General features: G+C 63.0%; 14 protein-coding genes. 3 read left to right on the top strand and 11 right to left on the bottom strand.

The window, feature by feature from the left end:
• Nucleotides 1-48 precede the first annotated feature (48 nt).
• The 11 genes from IPM12_05540 to IPM12_05490 all read right to left on the bottom strand — a co-directional run bounded on the left by IPM12_05540 (nucleotide 49) and on the right by IPM12_05490 (nucleotide 24,321).
• Nucleotides 49-1,887 carry a tetratricopeptide repeat protein gene (locus tag IPM12_05540; GenBank protein MBK9147272.1) on the bottom strand — a complete coding sequence of 613 codons (1,839 nt, stop codon included), beginning with the start codon at nucleotides 1,885-1,887 and terminating at the stop codon, nucleotides 49-51.
• Between the two features lie 287 nt (nucleotides 1,888-2,174).
• On the bottom strand, nucleotides 2,175-2,453 hold the full coding sequence (locus IPM12_05535; GenBank protein MBK9147271.1) for a hypothetical protein: 279 nt from the start codon (nucleotides 2,451-2,453) through the stop codon (nucleotides 2,175-2,177).
• A gap of 110 nt (nucleotides 2,454-2,563) precedes the next feature.
• On the bottom strand, nucleotides 2,564-9,292 hold the full coding sequence (locus IPM12_05530) for a choice-of-anchor I family protein (protein MBK9147270.1): 6,729 nt from the start codon (nucleotides 9,290-9,292) through the stop codon (nucleotides 2,564-2,566).
• 261 nt (nucleotides 9,293-9,553) lie between these two features.
• Nucleotides 9,554-13,258 (bottom strand): T9SS type A sorting domain-containing protein, encoded by a 3,705-nt coding sequence (locus tag IPM12_05525; GenBank protein ID MBK9147269.1) that lies wholly within the window; start codon nucleotides 13,256-13,258, stop codon nucleotides 9,554-9,556.
• A gap of 68 nt (nucleotides 13,259-13,326) precedes the next feature.
• Nucleotides 13,327-14,949, bottom strand: a complete 1,623-nt coding sequence (locus IPM12_05520; protein MBK9147268.1) for a hypothetical protein — start codon at nucleotides 14,947-14,949, stop codon at nucleotides 13,327-13,329.
• A 319-nt stretch (nucleotides 14,950-15,268) separates the two neighbouring features.
• Nucleotides 15,269-16,036, bottom strand: coding sequence for a hypothetical protein (locus IPM12_05515; protein MBK9147267.1), 768 nt, complete (start codon nucleotides 16,034-16,036; stop codon nucleotides 15,269-15,271).
• Between the two features lie 9 nt (nucleotides 16,037-16,045).
• Nucleotides 16,046-17,413, bottom strand: a complete 1,368-nt coding sequence (locus IPM12_05510; protein ID MBK9147266.1) for a T9SS type A sorting domain-containing protein — start codon at nucleotides 17,411-17,413, stop codon at nucleotides 16,046-16,048.
• A 101-nt stretch (nucleotides 17,414-17,514) separates the two neighbouring features.
• A complete protein-coding gene (locus tag IPM12_05505; GenBank protein MBK9147265.1) occupies nucleotides 17,515-18,438 on the bottom strand; it encodes a winged helix-turn-helix domain-containing protein in 924 nt (307 codons plus the stop codon).
• A gap of 4 nt (nucleotides 18,439-18,442) precedes the next feature.
• On the bottom strand, nucleotides 18,443-19,753 hold the full coding sequence (locus IPM12_05500) for a T9SS type A sorting domain-containing protein (protein MBK9147264.1): 1,311 nt from the start codon (nucleotides 19,751-19,753) through the stop codon (nucleotides 18,443-18,445).
• A 2-nt stretch (nucleotides 19,754-19,755) separates the two neighbouring features.
• Complete coding sequence (locus tag IPM12_05495) at nucleotides 19,756-22,815, bottom strand: TonB-dependent receptor (GenBank protein MBK9147263.1); 3,060 nt, start codon at nucleotides 22,813-22,815, stop codon at nucleotides 19,756-19,758.
• A 141-nt stretch (nucleotides 22,816-22,956) separates the two neighbouring features.
• Nucleotides 22,957-24,321: a T9SS type A sorting domain-containing protein gene (locus IPM12_05490; protein ID MBK9147262.1), complete on the bottom strand. Its 1,365-nt coding sequence runs from the start codon at nucleotides 24,319-24,321 to the stop codon at nucleotides 22,957-22,959.
• A 145-nt stretch (nucleotides 24,322-24,466) separates the two neighbouring features.
• On the opposite strand from IPM12_05490, the gene IPM12_05485 reads away from it, so the two are divergent.
• The 3 genes from IPM12_05485 to IPM12_05475 all read left to right on the top strand — a co-directional run bounded on the left by IPM12_05485 (nucleotide 24,467) and on the right by IPM12_05475 (nucleotide 26,914).
• Nucleotides 24,467-25,210, top strand: a complete 744-nt coding sequence (locus tag IPM12_05485; GenBank protein MBK9147261.1) for an electron transfer flavoprotein subunit beta/FixA family protein — start codon at nucleotides 24,467-24,469, stop codon at nucleotides 25,208-25,210.
• Between the two features lie 51 nt (nucleotides 25,211-25,261).
• On the top strand, nucleotides 25,262-26,200 hold the full coding sequence (locus tag IPM12_05480) for an electron transfer flavoprotein subunit alpha/FixB family protein (protein MBK9147260.1): 939 nt from the start codon (nucleotides 25,262-25,264) through the stop codon (nucleotides 26,198-26,200).
• Nucleotides 26,201-26,320: 120 nt separating this feature from the next.
• The gene (locus tag IPM12_05475; protein MBK9147259.1) at nucleotides 26,321-26,914 is read left to right on the top strand and encodes a bifunctional nuclease family protein; all 594 of its coding nucleotides are present in this window, start codon (nucleotides 26,321-26,323) and stop codon (nucleotides 26,912-26,914) included.
• Nucleotides 26,915-26,946 lie beyond the last annotated feature (32 nt).

Raw genomic sequence — 26,946 nt, 5'->3', positions numbered from 1 at the left:
CGGACTGGCTGTGATGGGCTGCGAATGTACGCGGCTGCCATCAGGGGCCTATGAACGGATGCGCAGCCTGGCGATCGCCTTGGCGCCGTTGCCGGGGGCGCTCTCCCATCGCAATTCGCCGCCCTGCTCCTGCACGCGGGCCCGCAGGTTGACCAGACCCAGGCCGCCGCTGGCCTTCTTCATGTCGAAGCCCGAACCATCGTCGGCAACCGAGATCACAAGCTCATCGGGGTGCCGAACCAGATCGATGGTGATCCTGGATGCAGAGGCATGCTTCAGCGCGTTGGTCACGAGTTCTTGCACCAACCGATAGGCGGCCTCCTCTTCCTGCCTGGTCATGCGCTGCTCGAGGCCCTTAGCCCGCAGCTCCACCTCCACCATCCCGCTATTGGCGATGGAATCGCGCAGTTCGCTCAGCGCTCGCTCCAAGCCGTGATCGGCCAAGGGGCCCTCGGCAAGCTCATGGCTGAGCTTGCGCAGCTCCTCGCCCGCTCCGGCAATCTGCCGTTTCATATGGGCGAACTGCTCGTCCGCAGCGATGGCCGGTACCCGTGCCTCAAGCCCTTCGACCTGAAGCCGCAAGGTGGCGAAGGTGCCGCCCATCTGATCATGGAGATTGGCAGCGATGCGCTTGCGGGTATGCTCCTGCGCATGCGCCAAGATTTCGGCGTTGCGCGCTCGATGCGCCGCGAAGAGCTGATCGACCTGGTACAGATGCAGCTCATGCTCCTTGGCCGCCAGCCTCTTGCGCGCAACCAAGCTCCGCCACAGGAAAACGGCGGCGGCAAGGGACAGGAGCGCTAGTGCTGCGGAGAGGTTGCGCTGGAGCGCCTTACGGCGTGCCTCAGCGGCAGCCAATTGCAGGTGTTGATCCTGCTCGGCGATGAGCCGGTCCTTGCGCTCGGTCTCGAAGCGCACCTCCGCGTGGGCAATCCGCTCCTCGAGGCGCGCGGCATTGAGGGAGTCTGAGATCCTGGCATAAGCCGTGAGGTAGCGCAGCGCGGAGCGGTCATCACCCATCTCCGCGCTGATGTCGTGCATGGCCTGCAGGATGGCCGCCGCATCAATGTGCATCCGGTGCCGCTCCGCCAAGGCCAGCCCTTGCTCAAGGGTCCGCATGGCCGCGTTGCCATCGCCCTGCTCCGCCCTGATGCTCGCCAGCAGGCGCAAGGCCGACACCTTGCCATTGACGTAGCCGATCGAATCGCTGATGGACAGTGCGCGCTCACAGTGCCTCACCGCCGCATCCGACCGTTCCTCTGCCAATGCGATTTGCGCTTGATTCATGAGCAAGGCGGCCCGGGTGCTCGGGTTCGACTGGCCCAAGCTCTGCAAGAGGCTGTCGAGCATGCGTCCTGCGGCATCGTAATCGCCCGTTCCGGCTGCAGCCGCGGCCAGGTTGCTCGCGGCATTCCGAGCCAGCACATCATGCCCGCCCAAGGCTGCGATCCGGAGCGCTGATCGGAAATGCCGTTGCGCCGAATCGTAGCGGCCTTGCGTCCAATTGATTACTCCCAGCGTGAAATCTACCATGGCCCTGCCCCTTTCGTAATTCGCCGCATTGGCCAGGGCATCGGCGCGCCGCAAGGTCGCCAAGGCCATTTCGCTCTTGCCCTCCTCCAAATGCGCTTCGGCCAGCACCACGAGCAAATCAACCGCCTCGATGGGATAGGCGGCGGAATCCAATCCTTGCAGGCCGGCCTCCGCTTCACGGGTCGCCTCCGGTCCGTTCCTGAAGTGCGTGCTCACCATCGATCTGAACCGACATGCGATGGCGCGCACCGGACCGGCATCGGGATCCAAGCGAAGCAAGCTGTCGCAAAGACTGCTGCACAGGAGGAACCGATCATTGCGGTAGGCCGATGCGATCCGGGCGAGCAGGCTCAAGCGTCTGTCGCTAGGTGACCCGTTCCGCAACGCATGCTCGCCCAGTTCCCTCAGCTCCAAGGTATCGGCACGCGCACTGGCCTGTCGGAACCGATCAAGCCAGGCCGTTTGGTCCGACTGCCCGGACGCGCCGCCTGCGCTCAAGCAAATCGCAACTGCGCAACCAAGCCGGGTGATGATCGGCTGTAGGATGCCAGACAATCCCGCTATTCCAGCGCGTGCTTCATCCGGATTCCCGGGAACGAACCGCATGCGCTTCCATTGGACCATCAATCGCGGTACCCGACTTATCCTCCCGTTCGGACGAGCAGCACATTGATCTTCCGGACAGGCACACCCTCAAGTAAGATGTCAACCGTGATCTCGCGGTCCTCCGTCACGGAATCGACTCGGATCCCGGAATCGACATCATCGGTGGTGCTCGAGGAGGGCTCAACCATGATGTACTTGAGGGTAACCTCATCGCCGTTGAGGTCCACCCCATCCAGCTGATGGGTATTCGGGCGGGTCACTGCGTAGAAGTAATTCGGATCCCTGGCGACTGCGGTGATTTTGAAGTCTGACATAGCGTTGCGTTGTTGTTGGGGTTGAATGTAATCATGCGTTCCGGAATGAACAGGGCCGCCTCAGTTGAGGCGGCCCTGCATTGGGACTTGTTGCTGGATCGACCAGCCACTTACCTCTGGATCATCAATCGCTCGGTGTGGATCGCGCTGCCGGCCGTGAAGCTCACCAGGTACATGCCGTTGGCCAGTTCACCGTTCAGGGCGATGGCGGTGCTCACATAGCCGTCCTGCACGCCGATCGTGCGCTGGGCCACTCGCTTGCCGAAGCTGTCGTAGATATCCACATTGATGGACCCGACGCCCTCTTCCACTTGGCTCAGGCGCACCAAGAGCTGATCACCTATGTTCGGGTTCGGGTACATCGCCACGCGTGCCTCGTTCGCCGCGGCACTGCCGCCTTCCTCAGCCATGCCGGAGCTGCAAACGGTGGTGAGCGTGCACACATCGCCGTAGGGATCGCTGCTGTGGCACCAATTGGCGCCGTTGTCGAAGCTCGCGCGCACATCCACCTCGTAGGTCTTGCCGCAGACGAGTCCGTTGGTATTCACGAAGTACTGGCCCACAGCGCTGTTCTTCACGATCGTCACGTTCTCCGAGGGGATTCGGAAGCGGAACTGGTATCGGTTCGCATTGACCCATGCACAGTTCGCGTTTTGGCGCTTCGCAGGGCGGGCGTGCACATACACGTTGTTGCCAATGGCGCGGCTCTGTCCGCAGCTCAGGTATTGGTTGCCGGGCAGGTCCATGAGCTTGGTGCGGGGGCATTGGGCTGCAGCGCTGTTAAGCATGAAGCGGCAGGCGGGGCCCCAATTGCTGTACACCCCGTTCACGCGGCCGCGCACCTTCACATTGCAGAACTGGCCTTCCTGCAATTGGTTGCCGGTCCAGCCGTTGATCCGGAAGTGGGCCGCTCGGGTGGCGCTGGCCGGCAGTCCGTTGCTGGTGTTGTGGCTCTGGAACCGCTTGAAGCTGTACCCTCCGTTGGGCGCATACCACCACATCTGATAGCCGCTGGTGGCGGCGTTGGGTCCGCCGAACTCCACGCTCACCGCGCCATTGGCGTTGGCCACTACGTACTCGGAACCGCAGCTCGTGGAGCGCCAGTCCATCTTGTCGCAGCTGGTGCTGATCAGGCGGTCGGTGCCCACGGGCAGGCAGAAGCCCTCGTTGCCCAGGATGGCGCTGGTCGCTCCGCTGGTGAATCCTCCTTGGCCGAACACGTCGCTCAGGTTATCGATCAGGCGTGCGCTGCTGTTGATCCTCAGCAGATAGCCGCCGCCCATGATGCCGTCTCCTCCGCCGTCAGCGACCACCAGGTAGAAGCAGCCGTCGGGCAGGCAGGTACCATCGGTTCCGTTGCCCACGAGCAGGCCGCCGCCGTTCTGCACCAGGATATTGGTGCCTTGCTGCCGCAGCTCCCAGTTCAGGTTGTCCACGCCATCGGCCTGGTACACGAAGTCGAGGTCGGTGGTGCAAGTGAGGCCCACGCACGTGCATGTCCCATCAATCTGCCCGAGCACGAATCCCGGACCCGCATCGCAACTATCCCCCACCTTGCCGAAGAGCGTGGGGCAGTCATCCGTGGCGTCCGACACGTAGCCGCTGGGCGCACTGCCCGGGCAGTTCGTGGTGAAGTCATTCGGATCGCCGAAGCCATCACCGTCACTGTCCGCATAAAAGAGCGGCGGGAGGATGCAATCGGTGCGGTCGTTCACCTCTTGGATGCGTTCATCCAAGGATGCAGGTGTCTCAGCGAGCGCGTATGGGCCCGCATCGTGGAAGCTCTTCATGAACTCCGCGAAAGCATCCTGCTCGCTGCCGGGAATCGCGAAAGCCGCCACGCCCGGACCCGCATCGGGCAAGGTGTTCAGATCGGCGCGCGCCGTTCCAAGGGTATTGAATGGGTATCCATCGCCGCCATTGGCTAGGAAATTCAGGGTCACCACGCGGAAGGTGCGGCCGGGATCGCCGTGCACCGCGCCGTTCATCACCAGGGTGTCCACTGTGACGCCAGCGCTGTCGGTGACTACGGCATTGAGGATGCGGGCACCGGCGGTGAGCGTCTCATCATAGCTGAAGCGTACACCGCTCACTTGCGGGAAGCGGCCCTGCGTCTGGCCTGGACCGCTTGCCGCCACACCGTGCTCCAGGATGGTCCGGAGGTCGGCGGCGGTCAGGGTCAACGCGCTCAACAGGTTGTTGAAGCGGAGCGAGTTCTCGATGTCGAGCTGGCTGATGTCGCCCTGCTGCTTGCCCGCGAGCGGGTTCGCCTGCGGCGGCTCCAGGTTCACGTTGCCGCCCACGGCGTTCACGTAACCGATCGCGCTGCGGATGCCGCCACCGTTCTTGATGCTGATGGTCACGCTGGGGTCGTAACGACGTGCCATCCACTTGTTGGCGTCGGCGCTCACGTTGCCCAGGTTGGTCTCTTCCGTGCGCACGAAGTTGCGGCGGCCCTCCAGGAACACATCCGTCTTGCCGAAGAGGTTGCCGTCCTTGGCGATGATCACCGCTTCGATCGCGCCGGAGAGGTTGGCCACTTCCTGGCCACGGCTTCCGGGCGTGAAGGCATCGGCGTAATCGCCCCACACCTCCACTACCCCGAGGCTGTCCGCCGGATAGGCACCGCTGATCGCAGGGTCGATGCTCGCAGGGATGATCTCGCCGTTCTCGTCGAATTCAACGACCAATCGGCCGACGTAGCGGTATTCGCTGGTGGTGTTCACGATGGCCACGGGCTTGCCGTCGAGGCCGGTGGTGAGGTAGGGATAGGTCTCCGCAGGCACGTCACCGGTGCGCATTCGATCGGTGGCATCAGCCATCAACGTGTGCGAACCACCGGCGATGATCACATCCACGCCGTTCAGAAGCGGCGCCAGCGCCTTCTCGAGGGTGAGCTGCTGCAGGTGGCTGAGGACGATGATCTTGTCGATGGCCTCAACGATGCGGAGGGAGTCGATCACCGGTTGCAGGATGCCTGCCAGCGCAAGCATGTCGTCCGCATCGGGGCCAATGATGGTGGTGGCGCCGGGTGAGGAGATGCTCGCGAGGATCTGCGTGGTGGCGCCGACGATGCCGAGCTTCTCACCGTTCACCGTGATGATGGTGCTCGGCGCGAGCTTCTTGGTCGCAGCGATGGCCGGAGCCCCCATCGCGGGGTTGCTCTGGAAGAAGGTGTACTCCTCACGCGTGTTGGTGAAGAGGTTGCTCAGGTTCGCGTCAGCGCTGAAGTCCAGATTGCTGCTGAGGTAGGGGAACTGAGCGCCGAACCAGCGGATGTTCGTGCCGCTGCTCTGTCCGGCGATGATGTTCCGCAGCTCGCTCGTGCCAAGGTCGAACTCGTGGTTGCCCAACGCAGCGGCCTGGATGCCGATGAGGTTCATGATGGTGATATCCACCCGGCCGATGCCAGCGCGCAGATCGTTGTTGGCGAAGGGACCACCGTAGTAGTTCTCATAAGCGGTCTTCAGCGGTGCCACCAGCGAGGGGTCCTCACCGGCGCTCATGAAGGGACCAGGAAGGAAGTTGTCGCCGCTGCTCAGCGTGACCGAGTTCAGATAGGTGTGCTCCAGGCTGTCCACGATGGCGGCAAAGCGCGGGGCATCTTCCGTAGCAGGCACGGCTCCTTCGAAGTCGGAAGCGTGAAGGATCTGCAGCGTGAAGGTGGTCGGTGGCACGATCACATCCGCCGTGAAGCTCACGTTGTCAAAGCGCCAGGTGCCACCCGTGGCGATGCTCGTCACGTTGTTGGCCTGGCGGAATTCGCCGGTGGTGCTGTAGTGCGAAGCGAGGATGCGGATCCCGAAGTCCGGGTTGTTGTTCGCGCCGGTGATTCCGGAGAAGTCGATGACGCGACGGCCCCAGGAGTCGGAGACGTTGGTACCGATCGGATCCGAGGCATCGATGCGACCATCGTCCAGGCCACCGCGGTTGGCGCAGGCGCTGTTCTCGTAATTCGTGCCATCGAGCGTCAGGTTGATCCAATTGGTGCCATCCAGCGTGTACTGGATGCGCGCGGTCCGCGTGGATGAGTTCGAATGGCGATGGTCATACGAGAACACGATGTTCTCGTGGCCCACCGTGGATGTGCGGAACTCCACGCCGGAGGATTCGCTCGTGGTGCCGGGAGCGGCCGAGCCGATCTGCCAGGCCGTGGTGCCCGTGGCTTGCGCGCATCCCGTCGTGCTGCCGGCGGCCGTGGTGGCGCCGCTCATGCTTCCGATCACGGCGGACATACCACTGCCGATGTTCGGCGTGGGCGTAGCCGCTGCGCCCTGCAAGGGCTCGTAGGTCCACACGGCCAGGACGCCAGGAACGGGCGGAGCTTCTGTCTCACCATCCACGCTGACCGTACGGCTGATCGCACCTGTGCTCGCCAAGGTCACATTGCCGGAGTAGATGCCAGCGGTGATGCCGTCAAGGCGCACTTCGATGGTAGCGCTCAAAGCGGGTCCGGTCAGGTTGAGGCTGGAGCCATAGCTGCCGATGCCCTGCTCGCGCAGCTCGAAACCGGCAGGCGCGGTGATGACGAGGTCGGCGGTAAGGTCGCTGGCCGATATGGTGAAGGTCTGTTCAGCGCTGGGCGATCCTTCGGGAGTGCTGAAGCCCGTAAGGCTCGTGGGCACCGGCTCGTCGATCACCGCCACCACGGGCAGCTCGATGCCCTGGAAGGTCACGTTATCAAAGCGCCAGGTACCGGCCGTAGCGATGCTCGACACGTTGTTTGCCTGACGGAATTCGCCCGTGCTGCTGTAGTGCGCAGCCAGCACACGCACCCCGAAGTCGGGGTTGTCGTCCGCCCCAGCGATCGCAGAGAAGTCGATGGTGCGGCGGCCCCAGGAGTCGGACACGTTGGTGCCAGCGGGATCGGAAGCATCGATGCGGCCATTGTCCAGGCCACCGCGGTTGGTGCAGGCACCGTTGTCGTAGTTCGTGCCATCGAGCGTCAGATTGTTCCATGCGCTGCCGTCCAGCGTGTACTGGATGCGGGCCGTGCGCGTGGCGCTGTTGGAGAGTCGATGATCATAGGAGAAGGTGATGTTCTCGTAGCCCACGGTGGAGGTGCGGAACTCCACGCCCGACGATTCGTTCGTGCCCGGGGTGGCGGTGCCGATGGCCCAGGCGGTGGTGCCGCTGACCTGTGCGCAGCCGGTGGTGCTGCCGGTGGCCGTGGTGGCACCGGTCATGCTGCCCACCACGGCGGAGGAGCCGGTACCGGTGTTCGGCGTGGGCGCCGTGGCCGTGCCTTGCAGGGGCTCGTAGGTCCACACCGCGATGTCCTCGGGCGTGGGCGGCGGGTTGATGCGGAAGAGGCTCACCGTGCCGCTGACCTCGTTGCCGACGATCAGGAAGGGCTGCCCATCGGGGCTGTCGGCCGCGCTCACGAACTTGATGTCCTCGGGACCCAGGTCGAGCGCGGTGCCGGCGGCGGCATCCCCGTTGAAGTCGCGGTTGTTCAGGTATTGGATGAAGACCGGTGCGCTGGGCACGCTCACGTCGAAAACCACGATGCCACCGATGCGCTCCAGGCCGATGAAGGCATACGTACTGCCGAACACATTGGCCACGGTGATGGCCTCGGGCTCCGGGCCCTTGTCATCGCTTCGGTTGTCGAAGCTGCTGTTCGCGCTGTTGGTGCTGTTGAAGTTGGTCGGATAGGCCGCTGCGGTGATCTGCTCGAGCTGGTCGCCGCTGTCCCACACGATGACGCCGTTGGCATCGCGGATGGTGAACGAACGAGAACCGAACACATGGATCTCATCGAAGTCGGTGTCATCATCGGTATCGCCGGAGTAGATGGTGGCGTTGAGTCGGCCGAGGTTGGCATTCAGCTTCAAGGTGGCGGCATCGGGGAATACCGTCGGGTCAAGCACATAGGCGGCGTTGCCGATGCGGCGGGGCTCAACGAAGGTCCCCCATTCCCGCGCATCGCCTTCGTTGGCGTAGGCCACGTAGGTCTGTCCGCCGATGGTGAACGCGTCGATCGCGTCGGGCATGTACAGTCCCTTCACCGGCCAGTTCTGGATGTTGATGCCTGCGGGGCTGTCGCTCGCATCGAGGCCATTGCCCGGAAGGCTGTGATCCTTCATGCCCAGCGAAGTGATATGCTCGATCGTGTTCGTGGCGAGGTCGATCCGCACCACGGCATTGTTCTCCTGGCAGGCTACGAAGGCCTTCTGCGAATCATCGCTCACGGCGATGTACTCGGGCTCCATGTCCTGCGCCACCGTGGCGCCTGGACCGAAGATCCTTACGCCCGGCAGCATGGCCGGCGTGTAGGCGGTGAAACCGATGCTCGTCACGTTGGCGTTCGTCAAGGAGGCGAGGCCACCGCTGATGTCGATGATGCTGATGGAGCCTTCCGGGTCCACGCTGTAGTCATCGTTCGGTTCGCCCTCGTTGGCCGCGAGCACCTTTAGTCCATCCGGGCTCGCGGTGACATGGTCAGGCTGAGCGCCGACGGTCACCTGGCTTAGGAAGGTGCCGGCCGCATCGAAGAACACCACCTTGCCGGGATCGGTCTTCGGGCTGGCTTCCGCCGCTACCGCGATGCCACCAGGAACCACGCACAAGCTGTTCGCCACGGCGCCATAAGTAGCCATATCGATGGTGAAGGCAGGCGTGAGGCTGGCCGGATTGCTCGCGTTGAGCGCCACCACCTGGTTCAGCAGGGCGTTCACGAAGAAGATGCGGTCGCTCGAGGGATCGAAGGCGACGATCTCCGCAGAGGACGTGTTGTAGCTGCCCGTGGCATGGGTGCTCAGGTGGCTGATGCTGATCTGGGCGGAGGCCAAGGTGGCGGTGGCCATCAGGGTGATGGCGAGCAGCATCCATAGCATGGCCTCCTGCAAGCGGCTGCGAAGAAGGGGATGGGAATGAGGGGCGGACATTGGGGGGTTGGGTTTCGTTGGGCGCAAAGCAGCTACTCGGACGTTCTGCATATAAGGCGCCTGATCTAATCCTGATGCAAGCGTTCGTTTCGGCATCGCGACCTCGTTAACGTCAAGTGCATGTTCTACTCGGGCCGAGGAACCGTACCGCCCGGAATAAGTGCGGCCCGCGCTTTCGCGCGGGCCGCCCCTTATGAATCGTGCTGCTGCTTACGGCTGGATCACCAGTCGCTCCGTGATGGCATGCTCACCGGCAGCGATGCTCACCATGTACATGCCGGCGCTCAGCTCACCATTGAGGTCAAGCGCAGTGCTCACATAGCCGTCCTGCACGCCGATCGTGCGCTGGGCCACGCGCTTGCCGAAGCTGTCGTAGATGTCCACGTTGATGCTCTCAACGCCCTCTTGCACGCCGCTCAAGCTCAAGAAGAGCTGATCGCCGCGATTGGGGTTCGGGTACATCTGCACGCGGGCTTCCTGCTCGCCAGTGGCATTGCCGGTCTCCTCAACCAGGTTTCCGCCGCCGTTGATCGTCAGGGTGCAGTACTCGCCCCAGGGATCAACACTGGGCTGGATGAAGTCCGTGCACCAGGTGGCGCCGTTGTCGAAGCTGGCCCGCACATCCACCAGATAGGTGGTTCCGGGCTGCAGCGGGTTCACGCTCCAATTGAGGTTGAGCAGGTAGGTGCTGCTGGTGCGCACGGTGACCACGCTCTCGTCAGGCAGGCGGAAGCGGAACTGATAGCGGTTGGCGTTCTGAGTGCCCACGCCGCTAGCATTGATGCGGGAGACAGGACGCGCAGCGATGTAGTTGCCCGAGCCCCAGTTGCGGCTGCTGTTGCAGCTGAAGTACTGGTTTCCGGGAATGTCCATCAGCTGGGTGAGCGGGCACTGCGCGCGCAGGTCGTCGTACACGAAGCGGCAGGCAGGGCTCCACTCCAGGTAGGTTCCGTTCACACGGCCACGCACCTTCACGTTGTAGAGCACGTTCTGCTGCAACTGGTTGCCGACCCAGGCATTGAACACGAAACCTGAGGCGCGCGTCGCGCTCATGGGCAGGCCGTTGGCCGTGTTGTGGCTCTGGAAGCGCTTGAAGCTGTAGCCGCCGTTGGGGTTGTACCACCACATCTGGTAGCCGCTGTTGGCGTTGTTCACGCCGTATTGCGCGCTCACCAACGGGTTCGGATCGGCGTACACCACCTGGCCGAAGCGCCAATCGAGCTTGTCGCAGCTGTTGAACTTCATGCGGTCCGCACCGATCGGCAGGCAGAAGCCCTCGTTACCGGCGACCTGGCTCACGCCCACAGTCATATTCCCGGCATTGTCGATCAGGCGCTCGCCAGTGGCCAGGCGCAGCACGTAGCCGCCGCCTACGATGCCATCACCGCCATCATCGGTCACGATGAGGTAGTAGCAGCCGTCGGGCAGGCAGATGTCGAACGTGTAGGAGCCGGCAGGCGGGTTCACCGTACCGTTGGCGGTCAAGGTGTTGGTGCCCTGCTCGCGCACCTCGTAGCTCACGTTGCTCACGGCATCGTTCACCACTTCGATCTCCAGCTCGTTGAAGTCGCAGCCAGGGCCAACCGGGATGCCCACGCACTGGCAAGCCGCGTTCAGCTGGTCATTGATGGTGTTGGCATTGCCGTCATCGCAGGCCGAGCCGATCTGGCCGGGCTCGTTGGGGCAGTTGTCGTTGGCATCGCACACGCCATCGCTGTCGGTGTCCTGGAAGGTGCCTACGCAGTTGCAGTTCGCGTCGTACACGTCGTTGATCGTGCAGTCATCGTTGTCGTTGCAAGCGGTGCCGGGCTGGGCAGGGCCGCCGGGGACGCCCTCGCAATCGTCGTCGAGCAGGGTGCCTGCGCAGATGCAGTTGGTGACCACATCGTTCACCGTGCTTGCGTTGCCGTCATCGCAGGGATCGCCATTCACGAGGAAGGGCAGCAGTGGGCAGGCATCAATTGCATCGCACACGCCATCGCTGTCGGTGTCCTGGAAGGTGCCTGCGCAGTTGCAGTTGGCGTCGTACACGTCGTTGATCGTGCAGTCGTTGTTGTCGTTGCACGCGGTGCCGGGCTGGGCAGGGCCGCCGGGAACGCCCTCGCAGTCGTCGCCGAGCAGGGTGCCTGCGCAGTTGCAGTTGGCGTCGAGCACGTCATTGATGGTGGCCGTATTGCCGTCATCGCAGGCTGAGCCGATCTGGCCGGGCACGTTGGGGCAGTTGTCGTTGGCATCGCACACGCCATCGCTGTCGGTGTCCTGGAAGGTGCCTACGCAGTTGCAGTTGGCGTCAAGCGCATCATTGATGGTGCAATCGTCGCCATCGCTGCAGGCCGAGCCGATCTGGCCGGGCACGTTGGGGCAGTTGTCGTTGGCATCGCACACGCCATCGCTGTCGGTGTCCTGGAAGGTGCCTACGCAGTTGCAGTTCGCGTCAAGCGCATCGTTGATGGTGCAATCGTCGCCATCGCTGCAGGCCGAGCCGATCTGGCCGGGCACGTTGGGGCAGTTGTCGTTGGCATCGCATACGCCATCGCTGTCGGTGTCCTGGAAGGTGCCTGCGCAGTTGCAGTTGGCGTCGTACACGTCGTTGATCGTGCAGTCGTTGTTGTCGTTGCACGCGGTGCCGGGCTGGGCAGGGCCGCCGGGAACGCCCTCGCAATCGTCGGCGAGCAGGGTGCCTGCGCAGTTGCAGTTGGCGTCGAGCACGTCATTGATGGTGGCCGTATTGCCGTCATCGCAGGCTGAGCCGATCTGGCCGGGCACGTTGGGGCAGTTGTCGTTGGCATCGCACACGCCATCGCTGTCGGTGTCCTGGAAGGTGCCTACGCAGTTGCAGTTGGCGTCAAGCGCATCATTGATGGTGCAATCGTCGCCATCGCTGCAGGCTGAGCCGATCTGGCCGGGCACGTTGGGGCAGTTGTCGTCGGCATCGCACACGCCATCGCTGTCGGTGTCCTGGATGGTGCCCGCGCAGTTGCAGTTCGCGTCGAACACATCGTTGATCGTGCAGTCATCGTTGTCGTTGCACGCGGTGCCGGGAACGGCAGGGCCGCCGGGCACGCCGTTGCAATCCAGATTAGGCTGCGGGTAGATCAGCAAAGAGGACTGGATCTGTCCCACGTTCGGGCTCGTATGCACGTACTCTTCCGTGGCAGTGCTCGGCGAAGGCAGGATGAGCGCTACGTTCAGGTTGAAGGAGAAGGTTCCATCCGTAGTGAACTGGCCGATGAAGGCGATGTTGGAACCGGAAGGATCCACGCCAGTGATGCCACCGGTGTAGCCGTAGAGCGCATTGTTGAATCCGAACGAACCAGCCGGGGCGGGATCGCTCGTGAGCGCCTGGTAGTTGATGGATCCCAGGAACACGAGCGGGTCCATTGCGAAAGGAACCGGAATGTGGCCATCGGCACCGGTGAAACCGGGGTACACTCCGCAGGTGAACAGGTCGCCATTGGTATCGGTGGTGCGCTGCACCCCGAATTGCGAAGTGTGTGCGGTGGCGCCGCATGGCGTCGTACCCGTGGAGCTGGTGGACGCCGTGTTGATGGTGATGAAGGAATCGAACAGGTTCCCTTCATCGAGGCGACGGGTCTGGCCCGGGCCTTCGGAACCCCAGTTGTCATCGTTCCAGAAGGTGGTGGTGGTATTCACCGAGAGCGGTGAGTTCGGCGTTGCGAACACCGAGGTGAGGCGGTAGTTGGGCGCCATGTCCACATAAACGCGGTACGTCTTCATTCCAGCAACGAGCGGGAAGGAGCCGCCTCCGTGGTCATTGTTGTACGCATCGGCATCGGCCTGGGTCACCGTGTGGAACTCCTCCACGATGATGTTCTGCAGGCCTTGCGCCGTGGCAGCGGTGGCGCCCAGAAGGAGCGCCGCGCTACAGAGCAGGTTCTTGAGTTTCTGTTTCATGATCTTGGTTGTGTCGCCCTGCGAGCGCCGGAGCTCAGGCTCCGGCGCTCATTGGGCCTTGGTTTGGCTTAGTAGCAGTTGGTGCCGAAGGCGCCGCTGAAGAGGGTGAAGTCGGAGCTGTTGATGGATCCGTCCTTGTTGAGGTCGCCCACGCAGCCGGCCACGGTGCTCAGGTCAGCCTTGATGGTCTGCACCAGGGTCCAGCCCTTGGTCCAGGGCTCAGCACCGGGCTCGAAAGCGCCACGGTACTTCACAGCGGTGAAGAAGTCGTCGATGGGCGCGGTGATGGTGCTCTGCGCAGCGGCGGCGCCAGCAGCAGGCACGGGGTTCACCCGGTCGGTGACGGTGTTGCTGGTGAGCGGGCTGATCGCGAAGCTCGCGTCGATCAGGGTGTTGAAGCCGGTGGTGAGGTTGCCATCGGTGGCGAACTTCGTGTAGTCGGCCGCGCTGGCGTTCGCACCGTTCACACGCACGCGCTTGTAGGAGCTGCTGGGATCAACGTCGGTCTGGTCGGCACGGGTCTGGAAGGTGCAGTTCTTCACCTCGAAGGTGCCGTTGTTCCAGTTGGTGTACGCCACATCGCCGAGGCTGATGCCGCTGCGGTAGTTGGCGAAGATGCTGTTGTAAATCTTGCCGAGGGTCTCACGGCGCGCCTCGATGGCTTCATCGCCGCTGCCGCCCACAGCCGTCCAACGGCCGATGATGGTGGCGTTGTACAAGGTGGGATTGCTGCGCAAGCCGCTGAGGTTGCCCGGACCGTCGTCACCGTCGCACTCCAGTCCGTTATCGCCTTGGTTCAGGGAACCGCCGCTGTTGTCTGGACCTTGAAGACCGTAGAAGAATTGCACGCGACCGCGGTAGTCCTGATCCCAATCGAAGTAATCGTCATCGACGAATGAGCCAACGGCGTACTTGATGTCCACGGTGCCGCCGAAGGGCTCCACCGCGTCATCAAGGTTGCAGGCGGCCTCGATGAATTCAATCTTGGTGTTGCGGCCGACGCTGCCCAAGGTGATGCCGTTCACCTCGTTGCCCACGCCGATGATCTGGCCGCCGTGACGCACGCTCACATAGCGCAGGATGCCGCTGTTGTCATCGTCGTTCTCCTGGCCCACGGGCATGCCGTAGTAGTTGCGGCTATCGCCCAGCAGCAGGCCCTCGATCAAGCCCACGCCGTCGGTACCGGTGATGGAGGTGCTCGGGTTCGGGCCACCGTCCTTCAGGTCGGTGCTGCGCACGTTGTTGCGCGCGCGGCCCAGCACGATCAGGCCGCCCCACTTGCCACGGTTGGTAACGGCGTATGATCCGTCGAGCGGATCGGCAGCCGCGGTCAGGATGATCGGGCAGCTGGCCGAACCATTGGCCCAGATCTGTCCGCCGCGCGACACGATCAGCGTGTAGGCGTTGGTGCCAACGGGGGCTTGGTTTGCCTTGATCACAGTGCCAGGCTGAACGAAGAGGTCCTGCCCATCATTCACGTACATCGTCTGGTCGAGGATGTACAGGAAGTCGCAGGTGAGCGTGGTGGTGTTGTTGGTGAGGTTCCCGCCCGTGAGGAGCTCGGACATATTCTTAGTGGTCCGGCTGCTCACTGGAGGACATCCGCAAGCGGCGCCGATGCTCTGCGCGCTGCCCTGCGTGGCGATTCCCGCGATGCTCGCGGCCATGGCCAGTTTGAAGAGACGTTTCATGGTTCTTGTTGGGGTTTTGGGGTGTTGAGGTTCTCGCTGAAGTGCCGATTCTGTGGCGGGTCAAAAGTCCCCGGGCATCGGCGCTTGGGGGTTAGGTGCAGCGTATGCTTTGCTTACTGATCCATCAAGCCGCCATTAGCGGTCTTGGTGTCCTGGTTACAGCAGCTTAATGCTGAGCAGCGCATTGGCTAACAATGGAGACGAGCGCAAGCGCCCCCCCTTGCGTGGCGAAATCCAGATTCTGCTTTCGATGGAATCCGCGTTGGAATGAACACGCATGGCAACCGTTGCGAACGAGCAGAGCGTGCGGGCCCCGCACTCAGAAGCGCGCCTCCCCTCCAGGCTTCAAATGCAGCGCTGGATGCTGCCTCTCATCATCAGCCTTCGGCGTGTAGGCGAGCCATTTGATTATGCTACCGTCCGGCGAACGAAGGCCGGCATTGATCGCATAGCTCAGCTCGCCGTCCGTGGTCAACTGAGCGATAAGCACCACGTTCTCGTCGGTGGCCCCCTTCACATGGCCCAACACGCCGAAAGCGCCCACCTCGGTCTCGATCACATGGCCACTGAGATTCTCCAGGAAGCTGCGCGTGATGTGCAGGTACATCACCTCCGGCACGGTCGACGCAGGGACCAGACCGTCGCGCTTGCTCAACGAGTTGTTGTACGTGGTGATGCCTTCGCTCCTGTCGGCTTTCAGGATAGACCCATCCGGATCAAGATGCAGTGGCACAGCCTTGTGCGCGGAGCTCGCGAATCCGAAGGCCAGCCATGAATCGATCGCCGCAGGGTATTCGGCCAGCGCTTCGGCATCGACTAGCTCACCGCTGCCCGCGCCGTTCAGCGTATCGTTGAAGAAACGCGTTGTGGTGCGGAAGAAAAGGTTGCGGTCCTTCTCGCCGTAGACGCTCAGCAGCGCATAACCGGGTTCGAGGTCCAAGTAGATGCGGTAGGTCACCAGCGGAGCGGAACCGGGCGCAGCGCCGGGCATCTCGTGGTAGCGCTCCACGAGAACACCTTCCAAGCCTTGCGCGGAAACGCCAAGGCCAAAGAGTAGGGACAAAGCGGAGAGCAGCCGATGCTTCATGGAAAAGGCTCAATGCTTCACCACGCGGTGCTGGGAGCGAGCGCCTCCTCGTTGGATCACGAGCATATAAGCGCCGTTGGACACGCGGGAGAGATCCAAGGTCAGCAAGCGATCGACCGATGCCGTGCCGCTCAGGACGCGCGCACCGGCCATGTCGCGCAGTTCCCATTGCAGCGGTCCGCCAGCGCCCAGAAGCTCCACTTGCAGCTGACCTCTCGTTGGGTTCGGGCTCAAGCGCGCGCTTGCAGCGGTGATCTCGTTTACCCCGGTGAAGCCCTCGCAGATGCATCCGGGCTGCCACGTATCATTCACGGTGGCGGCGTTGCCATCGTCGCAAGGAGTGCCGGGCAGCTCGTTGCCGCCGTATGTGCCTGCGCAGTCCTGGCCCCAGCACACGCAGCCGGAGCTGTACACATCGTTGCTCGTATCGGCATTGCCATCATCGCAAACGCTTCCCGGAACGGCCGGTCCGTTAGGCACGCCCAGGCAATCAACCGTGGAGTTCGCGGAGTTGAAACAGAGCGTGGGATGCGAGAAGATGTTCTGGCCTGCAAAACCCTGACCCAGCGTATCGGATTGGAGCACCTCGCTGTAGAACTGCAACAGGGTGTGGCAATTCGGGTCGCTGCACACCAAGGAATCAGGGATGCGCAGCGCGAGGTTCAAGCAGAAACTGAGATCCCCATCGGTGGTGAACTGGCCGATGAGCACGCGATTGCTCTCCGTCGGTCCGCTCACTCCCCCGAGCACGGCCCACGCAACGTTCTCGTCGCTGAAACTGTTGCTGCCGCCTGGCTCGAAACAATCGGGAAGATTGCCCACTGAGTTGATGGTGCCAGGCGCCGTGCCAAGGTTGATCAGCCCATCCGCGATGGTGAGGGGAATGCCAGCTGCAACCGCATCATTCACCAAGAGTCCACTCTGGTTATTGGAACCGCCCACGACACTGCCATCAGCGTCCTCAGCTTTTAGGACGCCCCAATGCAGGGTGCTGGCTGCGCCGAAGCTGAGCCATGAATCAATGGCCACGGTGTTCTTGTTCAAGTGCTGCGCAGGGATGTCCCTGCCCCAGGCCTCGCCACGGTCGTCGTTGTTGAAGAAGCTCGTGGTGGTGCCGATCGTAAAAGGGTGGTTGGTGAAGCCGCCCACGCTCACCAGCTTATAGCCGGGCAGCATGTCCACGTAAACACGGTAGGTCTTTGCGCCTTCAACCAAGCCGGGGCCGCCATCGGTGTCGGCGGCATCATCGGCATCGGCCACGTAGTAAGTCTCCACGATGATGCCCTCTAGCCCGTTCGGGTTTGGCGGCGAGTAGTCCTGTGCAGCGGCCGCGATGGCCATGGGAATCGAAAGGGCGAGTGTCAGGATGCGGGCCATGGCGTTTCTTTCAGGGCGGCGAAGTAACCTCGGCATCATTGGGACATTCTTGTCCCATCGTGGTCATTCCGTATCCGTTCCATTAAGTCGCCGTTACCGGATCAGCGACGCATCGAGGCCTCGTGCTGGAAGAGATGGAAGCTTACTCGGTCCTTGTTCTTCAATGCCCACGAAACGAATTCAGGCGTGGCGAACATGGGGTCGGAGGGCAGGATCAGGAAGAGCTTGCGCGGCTCCTCGGCCAGGAAGCGCTCCAGCAGGTCAATGGCAAGGGCCGCTGTGAGCGCGCCCTCATGCACGCGCCATCGCGCATGGCCCCTGTTGCCGATGATGAAGAGCAAGTTGAAGCGCCCAGCCTCCCACAGCGGGCTCTCGATCAATGCGGGTTTGGTGCCGGGGCCGATCTTGCCCTGCTGCCTGGCCAACAACGGGGCCTGGCCCCACCAGCCTACGCGACCATCAGCTTCGCGGGCGAGCATGGCGATAACGGGATAGTCACGCTTGAGCCATTCCCGCATGCGCATCGGATGCTTCGCAGCCATCACGCGCATGGGCTTGTCCGGGGCAAATCCCCAGCGCTCGAGGTAGCTGCTCAGCGTGCGCTCCGGCAACAGCTGCCCGGTATCCCTTGCAACTAGCCAGCGCACGCTCTCACGGTTCCATAGGCGCTCGATGCCGCCCATCATGTCCGGCGTGCCTGAACGGATCAGCGCATGGAGGGCCCCCTCTTGCTCTGGACTGAGCTTGCGACGGTCCTGCTGCCGTTCACGTTTCCGGCTCACCGCAACGCCATCCGGCTGGAGCGAGAAGCGGTTGAGCGATTTCATGAGGTCGGGCAGGGCCACGCCGTGCAGGGCAGCGGCCAGCGATGGCTCCGCACCATCGAGCACTTCGTGCATGGCCATGCGCAGGGCGCGATCGAGCAGCGTCTCATCGGCCATGCCGGTGCGGTAAGGTCGATTTGACGGCAGCATCATGCGCTCCATGCGCTCGCGCGCCTCCATTGGGATAGGCTTCCATGGCATCGCATCAAAGCTTGAGCACGCGTGCTGCAGCACGTCCTGTTCCACCGTGAAGCACGATCATATAGGCGCCATCGGCCAGCCCTGAGAGGTCCGCATCCAGCGAGCCGTCCCGCGATACCTGTGCTGCCTCTCGGTGCAATGACCGCCCTGAAGCATCTATGACCTCGATGATGAGCGAAGTGCCCAAGTGGTCCGCACCAGAGATGCGCACCTGCCCATGCGTAGGGTTTGGCACCAGCAGCAGCTCAGCAGACGAACGTTCTTCGATCCCGATCGTGGGGCAGACCAGGTACGGGTCCAAGCCATTGCAATCGCTGATGCTGTAGCAGCAGAGTTGCGGCACGTTGAAATTGGCGGTGCTGCTGAAGTTGCAAGCCGAAGGATCGAGGCAGCCGAAGACAATGGCCGTAGCGCATGAACCATCGTCGCAACCGGCCGCCGGATCGTACTCCAGGAAGTCGGGATCCGTGCAGCCGCACGCGGGCGGGTACACGAGCAGCCCGCTCTGCTCCTCTCCAAGCAGCAACGTATCGCCGGGAGCCACGTACTTCTGCACGGTGCCATCCGGTTTCTCGATCTCCACATTCAGCCTGAACTCGAGGCCGCCTGCGGTGGTGAGCTGAGCGATGAGCACGATGTTCTCCGGGGTTGCTCCCTGCACGCCAGGGGTGGCACATGCGATCCGGGAGTCATTCGAATTGAACTCGCCAGTGGTGGTCTCGTCGCGGAACACAGCATCGAGGTCATCACCGGACACGAGGAAACTGGGCGGCACTACAGGCTGACCGCCAAGCGGCACCAAGCCATCGCTGGTGGTGAGGGCGATGCTCATTTCCGGTGCGTTGTTCACCAGCAAGCCACCCGGTATGGCCTCGCTGCCGCCGTCGTTGTTCGCGCCGCCCACCGCGCTTCCATCGGGGTCATCGGCCTTTGGAATGGTCAGGCGCTGGGTGCTGCCGCGCCCCATGCTCAGGTACGAATCGAGCGCAACGGTGCCCTCACCCAACGCGGTGTTGTTGAGTTGATGGCCGAATGTCCGCCCGCGATCGACGTGATTGAAGAAGGGTGCGGCGCTGGTGAGGGAGAGCGCATGATTCGCATCGGCGTATATGGCACGCAGGCCGCAGCCTTCGCATAGGTCGAGGAAGATCCGGTAGGTCACCGAGCCTACCGGTACGCCGCCACCTGTCACGTCCGTGGCGTCGTTGGCGTCACTCACATAGTAGGTCTCCACCAGCACGCCTTCCAAGGCCGGTTGCGCGCGCAGCATGGTTGCGCAAAGGAGGCAGAGGAGCAGCACGAACGTTCCGCGCATGATCACTTGATGGTATAGGTGAGGCCTGCGCTGTACTCAGTGCCCCAGGCATAGCTGTCGAAATCCACCGCATAGCCCTTCTCGAACTGGTAAGCGCGGCGGAAGGGTGAATTCAGCAGGTTGCGAACGCCCAGACGAAGGCCCCAATGCTTGCCGAAGCTCTTGTTCAATGTGATGTCGACCATGTGCCGGGGCATCTCGTAGGCGCGGATGCCTGTGGGGTTCACCTCGCTGTTGCTGATGGCCAGCTTCGGCCCTTGCACGTTGTAGCTCACCGAGAGGCTGGCGCGCGCGCTGTCGCTGCTGAAGGTGAGCATGCTGTTCACCATGTAAGGCGCCTGACCGAACATGTTGGTGGTGTATTCCACCGGCTCGGCAAGCAACGTGGTGCGCAGCACGCTCTGCGATTGCATGAGCGTGACGTTGCCGCGCCATTCGATCCAGCGCAGGATGCCCACGCGGCCCTCCACCTCAACGCCCGTGACCGATGAACGGATGGCATTGCGCCAGGTGTAGCCTCCCGATGCGGTGAAGACCAGCTCGATGTGGTTCTTGAACTCCTTGTGGAAGGCGCTCACCGACACATTGTTCCGACTGCGGAAAAAGCGTTCGATGCGCAGGTCGTAATTGTCCGCCGTGGTCATCTGGAGCTTCGGGTTGCCATAAACCGGTGCGCCCAGGATGTAGTCGAAGAGCTGCACTACGCTGAACTCGCGGAAGCTGGGACGGGCGAGCGATTTGAAGTAGTTCAGGCGCAGGTTCATAGGCGCCTGGTCATCGTCCTTCAGCTTGTAGATGAGGTTGATGCTGGGGAGGAAATCCCATTGGTCGAGGGCACCGGGCCGCGCAGGCTGCGGGTCAGGATTGGCATCACCGCCGGCAGACACGTCACCAACCGTGCCGCGCGCCGGATCCGATGGGTCCAGGCCCTGCTCGTAGTATCGGCGGATGTCGGTGATCATGTTGGTTTGCTCGCCACGCAGTCCCCCAACGGCGCGGAGCCTTTTAGAGAGGGCGTAATCGACCATGGCGAAGGCGCCGATGATGCGGTTCAATCCGATATCGTTGTCCTTGAAGGTGCCGAAGGGCCGGTAGAGCGAGGTGAAGCGGCCATCGCTGCGCATATCGAAACGGCCCGGGAGGTCCCATTGCGCGGGGCCAGGCGCGCCGAGCACGATGTAGAAGTCCTGCTCGTTGAGGCGCTCGTTCCGCAGATAAGAGCCGCCGACACGGAGCTTGCGCACCAGGCGCGTCTCATCGCTCAAGGGTACTTCGAGCGTGAGCCGTGCATCCAGGAGCGTCTCATCCAGGAAGCGGTAAGCGCGCGTCGGGGCGGTGAGCGCGGCCTCCACTTCGGTGATGGGCTCGCCCGGGGGCGGCTGCACATAGGTGAGTGCCTTGAAGTCGAGCAGGTCGCGGTTGCCGTCGGTGTACGAGATGTCCGCTTCCACCTTCGTGTTGATGGCGGGTATCAAGTGCCGCGAGCTCAACTGGTATACGAACATGCGGCGCTGCTCGTAATACTGATCCTCCGAAGCGTATTCATCCACGCCGATGCCCGGATTGCGGAAACGCTGGTAGCGCGCATTGGCCTGGCCCAGCGCATTGGCCATGGCCAGGAACGAGATGCTGTTGTTGCGGTTGAGCTTCAAGGAAAGGCTGGCCAATGCGTTCCAGCTGTGCGTGATCACGCTGATGGCCTGGGTGCCATTGCGCCCGAATTCATCGCCAGGGTTCTCATCATTGAAGGGCTCGCCGGTACGGATGTAGGTGGAGCCCGGGTCGTACTCGGTCTCGCGGTTGTACCGCAGGCCCACCAGGAAACCCAAAGTCTTCGGGTTCTTGCTCTTCTTGAACAAGGCGAGCTGATTCCCCAGCGAGAGATTCTGGCTGAAGTTGAACTGGCCTTGCACGGTGTCCACCCGCCAATTGGTGTTGTACCATTTGCGGTTGAGCTCGCCCAGCCGCCCATTCAACGTGGGGGAGAAATACGCGAGGTTGTAGGTGCCGTTGTAATTGCTCACGGCTTCCGCGATGGCGCTCTCGTTGTAAAGCAGTGCGGGTGCCAGCAATCCCAGCTCCACCAGCGGCAAGTGCTGCAGCGTATTGCTGGTGCTCATGTTGGTGCTCTGGTAGCCCGGCGAATTGGCGGTGATGCCATAACCGCTCAGGTAGCCGCCCAGTCCTAGGAAGGTGAGCTGCTCGTAAAGGCTCGGTTCGATGAAGAGCGGGTAATCGCCGCCATCGTCGGGGATGCCCTCCGGTATGCCGCGCCCGCCATCGTCGCGCGCGAGCCAATCGGTCTTGCCCGGGCGGCCGCTCACAATGTCCTTCCCGGTGCTGTTGGGATTGTAGCCGACGGTGGTGCCCACGCTCACGCGCAGCTTTTCCGGATAATCGCTCGTGTTCAGGCTGATGAGGGCACCGGCCCAATCGCCGGGCAGGTCGGGCGTGGCGGTCTTGGTGATCACGATGTTGTCCATCAACCCCGTGGGGAAGAGGTCGAGCCTCAGGTTGTTGGTGAGCGGATCGAGCGTGGGCAGGCGGCTGCCGTTCACGGTAGTCACGATATATCGGTCCGCCAAGCCGCGCACGGTGACGAAAGCGCCGACGGTGCTCACCCCCGTAATGCGCTTCACGGCCTGAGTCGCATCGCCATCGCCGGTCTTCAGCATGGCATCGCGCGAGATGAAGTCCATGCTCGCGGCATTGTTGATCTTCATGCGGTCCAGGTACGCATCGTTGGTGCGCACTGCCTTCGCCTCGATCTCCACCCCTTCCAGCGCCACTGAGCTCTCGCCCAGGATGATGTTGAGCACCACCACTTCCCCGCCCTTCGGGTTCACGGTCACCTCCTTGTTCTCGTAACCGATGTAACGCACCATGAGCACTTGCGGGCCGGGCGCATCGAGCACCAGTGAGTAGCGACCTTCGAGATCGGTGATGGTGCCTTTGCCGGGATCGCTCTTCAGCACTACGGCGGCCCCGATCAGGGTCTCACCCAGATTGTCCGTGACCTTGCCCCGAACGGTGCCCTGGGCAACCACAAGGCACTGAACCAAGAGCCCGAAGAAGAGGAGAGGAAGGCGGAACAACATGCTGGTGCAGGCCGGGCCGCGAAGGTGCCGGGGCACTCCGCTGCCCATGTTCCGGCACCATTAGCATTGATCTAGCGGATCATGTCCGCACGGTGAACGAATCGCTCACTCCTTCGCGAAGCGCACCATGCGGCGCTCGCCACCCGCCTCCAGCACCATCAGGTATGCGCCAGTGGGCAGCTTGGCCACGTCGAGCGTTGTGCGCTGCACCTGCGCATAGCTGCGCGCGAGCACAGTGCGGCCCAGGATGTCGGATACGCGCACAGTCGCATGCACCGCGGCCGAGGACAATTCAACATTCAGCTGATCGCTTGCTGGCTGCGGCCACACCCGCGCCATCGGCAAGCGCAGGTCATCGATGCCGGCGGTGACCACGTTCACGCAAGCGCTGGTGTCCACGCAGCCGTTCTGCGTGACGATCACTGCGTACTGCCCGTTGGCGGTGGCCGTGTACAAGGGGCTGATCGCATTGGGGATGATGGCGCCGGTGAGGCAGTTCATCCATTGGAAGGTGGCGCCCGTTGCTTGCGCCAGCAGCACATGGCCGGTCTGCGTAACGCCTACGTTCACCGTGGCCTGGGCGAGGGTGAGCGTCACCGTGCTGTCGCAACCGTTGGGCGTGGGAATCAGCGCCGTGTAAGTGCCGGGTGAGGTGATCAGCTGCCCATTGAAGCCGTAGGTCTCATTCGGGCAGATCTGCGCGCTCACGTTTCCGCTGAGGACCAAGCCTTGCACGAAGTTGCTGCTGGCACCGTTGAGCGCGAATCCCGAGAGCGTGCCGTTGAGGTTGCCGGCCGCATCGGTGAGCGTGGTGATGCCCGCATTGCTCCCGCCGGCCGTGCCTTGGTTCATCCTGTAGTAGAGCCGGAGGTCATCATCGCCGGTATCGGCGCCGTATTGCCGGATGCATTCGAGCTCTGCCGGGGTCAGCCCTCGACCCCAGAGGCCCACCTCTTCCACCTGGCCGTCGAGGTAGATCTGCGTGGAGCCCGGGATGGGCATGTTGCCGATGCGGAAAGTGCCCGTGGTGGTGGTCACCGTGCCCGAGGCAGGAGCCTCGCCGAGCAGCTGCGCGTCACGGTACATGCGCAGCATGCTCCCGTCGAAGGTGAGCGCCACGAATTGCCACGCGTTCAAGGTGAGCGCAGCGGTGCTGTCGAGCGTGACGATCTGGTTGGCGCTGTTGCGGAAACGGCCTTCCATGGTGGTGCCATAGGTCTGCAGCAGGTAGAAGTCGAATAGCAGGTTGTCCCGGAAGCCGGCGAAGGCCTCCATGTTGGGCCAATTCGCATTCTGGGCGGGATATACCCAGCACGTGAGGCTGAATCCCGTGGCGTTGGCAATCTGCGCGGAGGCGTTGTTCACCAATACCTCATCGTTCACACCGTCGAAGTCGAGCGCGTTCTGGGCTTGGGCGAAAGAGGCCATCGGAGCCAGGAGCGCAGCGGCCAGCTTGAGCCGGTTCAGCATAGCATTCCCCATCTGATCGGATTGTTGCGCTAAGGAAGCCATTCCGGTGCGAAAGGCCACCAATGCACAGGTTCGCGCGTGGGAGCCCGGGATTACATTCGCGGCCCGCCGAACCGGCTTTCACGCCCGGCGTTCATCAGCAGCCATGAAGATCCTCGTCCTTCTCAGCCAAGTGCCCGACACCACTGCCCGCATCGCCTTCACCAACGGCGATACCCAGTACGATGGCAATGGCGTCACCTTCATCATGAACCCGTACGACGAATGGTACGCCCTGGTGCGCGCATTGGAGCTGAAGGAGGCCAAGGGCAGCGGCAGCGTCACCACGGTGACCGTGGGCGGTGCCGATACCGAGGCCACCATCCGCAAGGGATTGGCGATCGGCGCGGATGAGGCGGTGCGCATCGATGCCCAGCCCGCTGACGCGCTGCAGGTGGCCGAGCTCATCGCGGCCTACGCCAAGGACAAGGGCTTTGACCTGGTGCTCACCGGCAAGGAGACCATCGACCACAACGGTGGCGCGGTAGGCGCCATGGTGGCCGAGCTGCTCGAATTGCCGTACGTGGCGCTGGCCAGCAAGCTCGATGTCAACGGCGACGCGGCCACGGTGGAGCGCGACGTGCCCGGCGGGGTGGAGGTGCTGGAGGTGAAGCTGCCCTTCGCGCTCAGTGCCGCAAAGGGCATGGCCGAGCAACGCATCCCCAACATGCGCGGGATCATGGCGGCGCGCACCAAGCCGCTGAACGTAGTGGCTGCCACCCCCACCTCCAATGCGGCCGCCACCGTGAGATTCGAGCTGCCGCCCGCCAAGGGAGCCGTGAAGATGATTCCCGCGGAAGAAGCCGGGAGGCTCATTGAGCTGCTGCACGCCGAAGCCAAAGTGATCTGATCGAAATCCATCGTACGAGCGGGGCATTCCCCGCCCCAACCGCCCTACTCCATGAGCACCATCGTATTCATCGACACCCGGGGCGACAAGCTCCCGAAAGCCGCGCAGGAAGCTGTGACCTACGCCAGCCAGCTCGCCGGCGGACCCGTGACCGCCGTGACCTTCGGCGATGCGCAAGGGCTTGAAGCGCTAGGCGCGTGCGGCGCGAAGAAGGTGATCGCGGCGCGCGGCGTGAGGGCCGTGGACGGCCAGCAGCTCACGCGGCTCGTATGCGAAGTAGCCGCCGCCGAAGGCGCCACCACCATCGTGTGCGTGCACGATGCCACCGGGAAAGCCGTTGCGCCACGCGTGGCAGCGCGCTTGAAAGCCGGCTTGGTCGCAGGTGCCACGGGCATGCCCGAAGGCGATCGCTTCAAGCGAAACGTGTTCAGCGGCAAGGCGCGCGCGCAGGTGGAGGTGACCAGCCCGGTGAAGGTGATCAGCCTTTCGCCCAACAGCATCGCGATCGCCACTTCCGGCAGCAGCGCGAGCATTGAGGAATTCAATGGCGACCTCGGCGCGGCGCGCATCACGGTGAAGGAGCTGCGCAAGGCCGGCACGGGCATCCCCTTGCCCGAGGCGGAGATCGTGGTGAGCGCAGGTCGCGGAATGAAAGGACCGGAGCACTGGGCGCCGGTGGAGGAGCTCGCGCAACTGCTCGGCGGCGCCACGGCATGCAGCCGTCCGGTGGCCGATATGCACTGGCGGCCCCACCACGAGCATGTGGGCCAGACCGGCGTGGCCATCCGCCCCAATTGCTACATCGCCATCGGAATCAGCGGCGCCATCCAGCACCTGGCCGGCGTGAACCAGAGCAAAGTGATCGCGGTGATCAACAAGGACCCCGAAGCACCCTTCTTCAAGGCCGCTGATTACGGCATCGTGGGCGACGCCTTCGAGGTGCTGCCCAAGCTCATTGAAGCCGCGAAGAAGCTGAATGCTGAGCGCTAGGCCGGTTGAGGATTGATCGAAATGCAGGTTGGGGGTTGAAGGCCACCCACCCCGCAACCTCTACCGACCTTCAACCCTCAACCGAAGCAACCACTACCTTCACGGCCCGCTGATCACAGCATGGAGAAGGTCGAGCTGAAGTTCCTCCGCATCACGTACAGCCACACGCACGCGGGGGCTTACGCCTTGATCCTCGCCGAGACCTTCGGCGATCGCCGCCTGCCGATCATCATCGGAGGCGTGGAAGCCCAGGCCATCGCCATCCAGGTGGAGAACATCAAGCCCGCACGTCCGCTCACGCACGACCTCTTCAAGAATGTCTCCGACAGCCTTGGCTTCAACCTGAAGGAAGTGATCATCAGCGACCTGGTCGAGGGCATCTTCCACGCCCAACTGGTGATCGAGCAGGATGCGCGCGAGGTCACCATTGATGCCCGCAGCAGCGATGCGATCGCGCTCGCCCTGCGCTTCGACTGCCCCATCTTCACCTACGAGCCCATCCTCAGCGCCGCCGGGCTCAAGGTGGAAGAGGGCGAGGAGGAGCAGGCCGAGGGCGAGAAGAAGGAGCGCAAGGGCCGCGAGAAGAAATCGCTGGCCTCCACCCCGATCGAAGAGCTGCGCGGCTTGCTGGATGAGGCGTTGGAGAGCGAGGATTACGAGCGTGCCAGCAAACTTCGCGACGAGATCAAGAAGCGGGAGCAGCAGGGGAATTAGTCCTGATCGGAGGTTGAGGGGTTGGGGGTTCC

It is taken from the genome of Flavobacteriales bacterium (assembly GCA_016716605.1).
Classification (GTDB): domain Bacteria; phylum Bacteroidota; class Bacteroidia; order Flavobacteriales_F; family PHOS-HE28; genus PHOS-HE28.
The sequence above is the reverse complement of the archived record's forward strand: the minus strand, read 5'-3'. Positions and strand labels throughout refer to the sequence as shown.

What these genes read in the sequence shown, in the direction of transcription:
- IPM12_05535 (MBK9147271.1), bottom strand. Translation starts at nt 2,453, where the DNA reads ATGTCAGACTTCAAAATCACCGCAGTCGCCAGGGATCCGAATTACTTC.
- IPM12_05530 (MBK9147270.1), bottom strand. Translation starts at nt 9,292, where the DNA reads ATGCTATGGATGCTGCTCGCCATCACCCTGATGGCCACCGCCACCTTG.
- IPM12_05525 (MBK9147269.1), bottom strand. Translation starts at nt 13,258, where the DNA reads ATGAAACAGAAACTCAAGAACCTGCTCTGTAGCGCGGCGCTCCTTCTG.
- IPM12_05520 (MBK9147268.1), bottom strand. Translation starts at nt 14,949, where the DNA reads ATGAAACGTCTCTTCAAACTGGCCATGGCCGCGAGCATCGCGGGAATC.
- IPM12_05515 (MBK9147267.1), bottom strand. Translation starts at nt 16,036, where the DNA reads ATGAAGCATCGGCTGCTCTCCGCTTTGTCCCTACTCTTTGGCCTTGGC.
- IPM12_05510 (MBK9147266.1), bottom strand. Translation starts at nt 17,413, where the DNA reads ATGGCCCGCATCCTGACACTCGCCCTTTCGATTCCCATGGCCATCGCG.
- IPM12_05505 (MBK9147265.1), bottom strand. Translation starts at nt 18,438, where the DNA reads ATGCCATGGAAGCCTATCCCAATGGAGGCGCGCGAGCGCATGGAGCGC.
- IPM12_05500 (MBK9147264.1), bottom strand. Translation starts at nt 19,753, where the DNA reads ATGCGCGGAACGTTCGTGCTGCTCCTCTGCCTCCTTTGCGCAACCATG.
- IPM12_05490 (MBK9147262.1), bottom strand. Translation starts at nt 24,321, where the DNA reads ATGCTGAACCGGCTCAAGCTGGCCGCTGCGCTCCTGGCTCCGATGGCC.
- IPM12_05485 (MBK9147261.1), top strand. Translation starts at nt 24,467, where the DNA reads ATGAAGATCCTCGTCCTTCTCAGCCAAGTGCCCGACACCACTGCCCGC.
- IPM12_05480 (MBK9147260.1), top strand. Translation starts at nt 25,262, where the DNA reads ATGAGCACCATCGTATTCATCGACACCCGGGGCGACAAGCTCCCGAAA.
- IPM12_05475 (MBK9147259.1), top strand. Translation starts at nt 26,321, where the DNA reads ATGGAGAAGGTCGAGCTGAAGTTCCTCCGCATCACGTACAGCCACACG.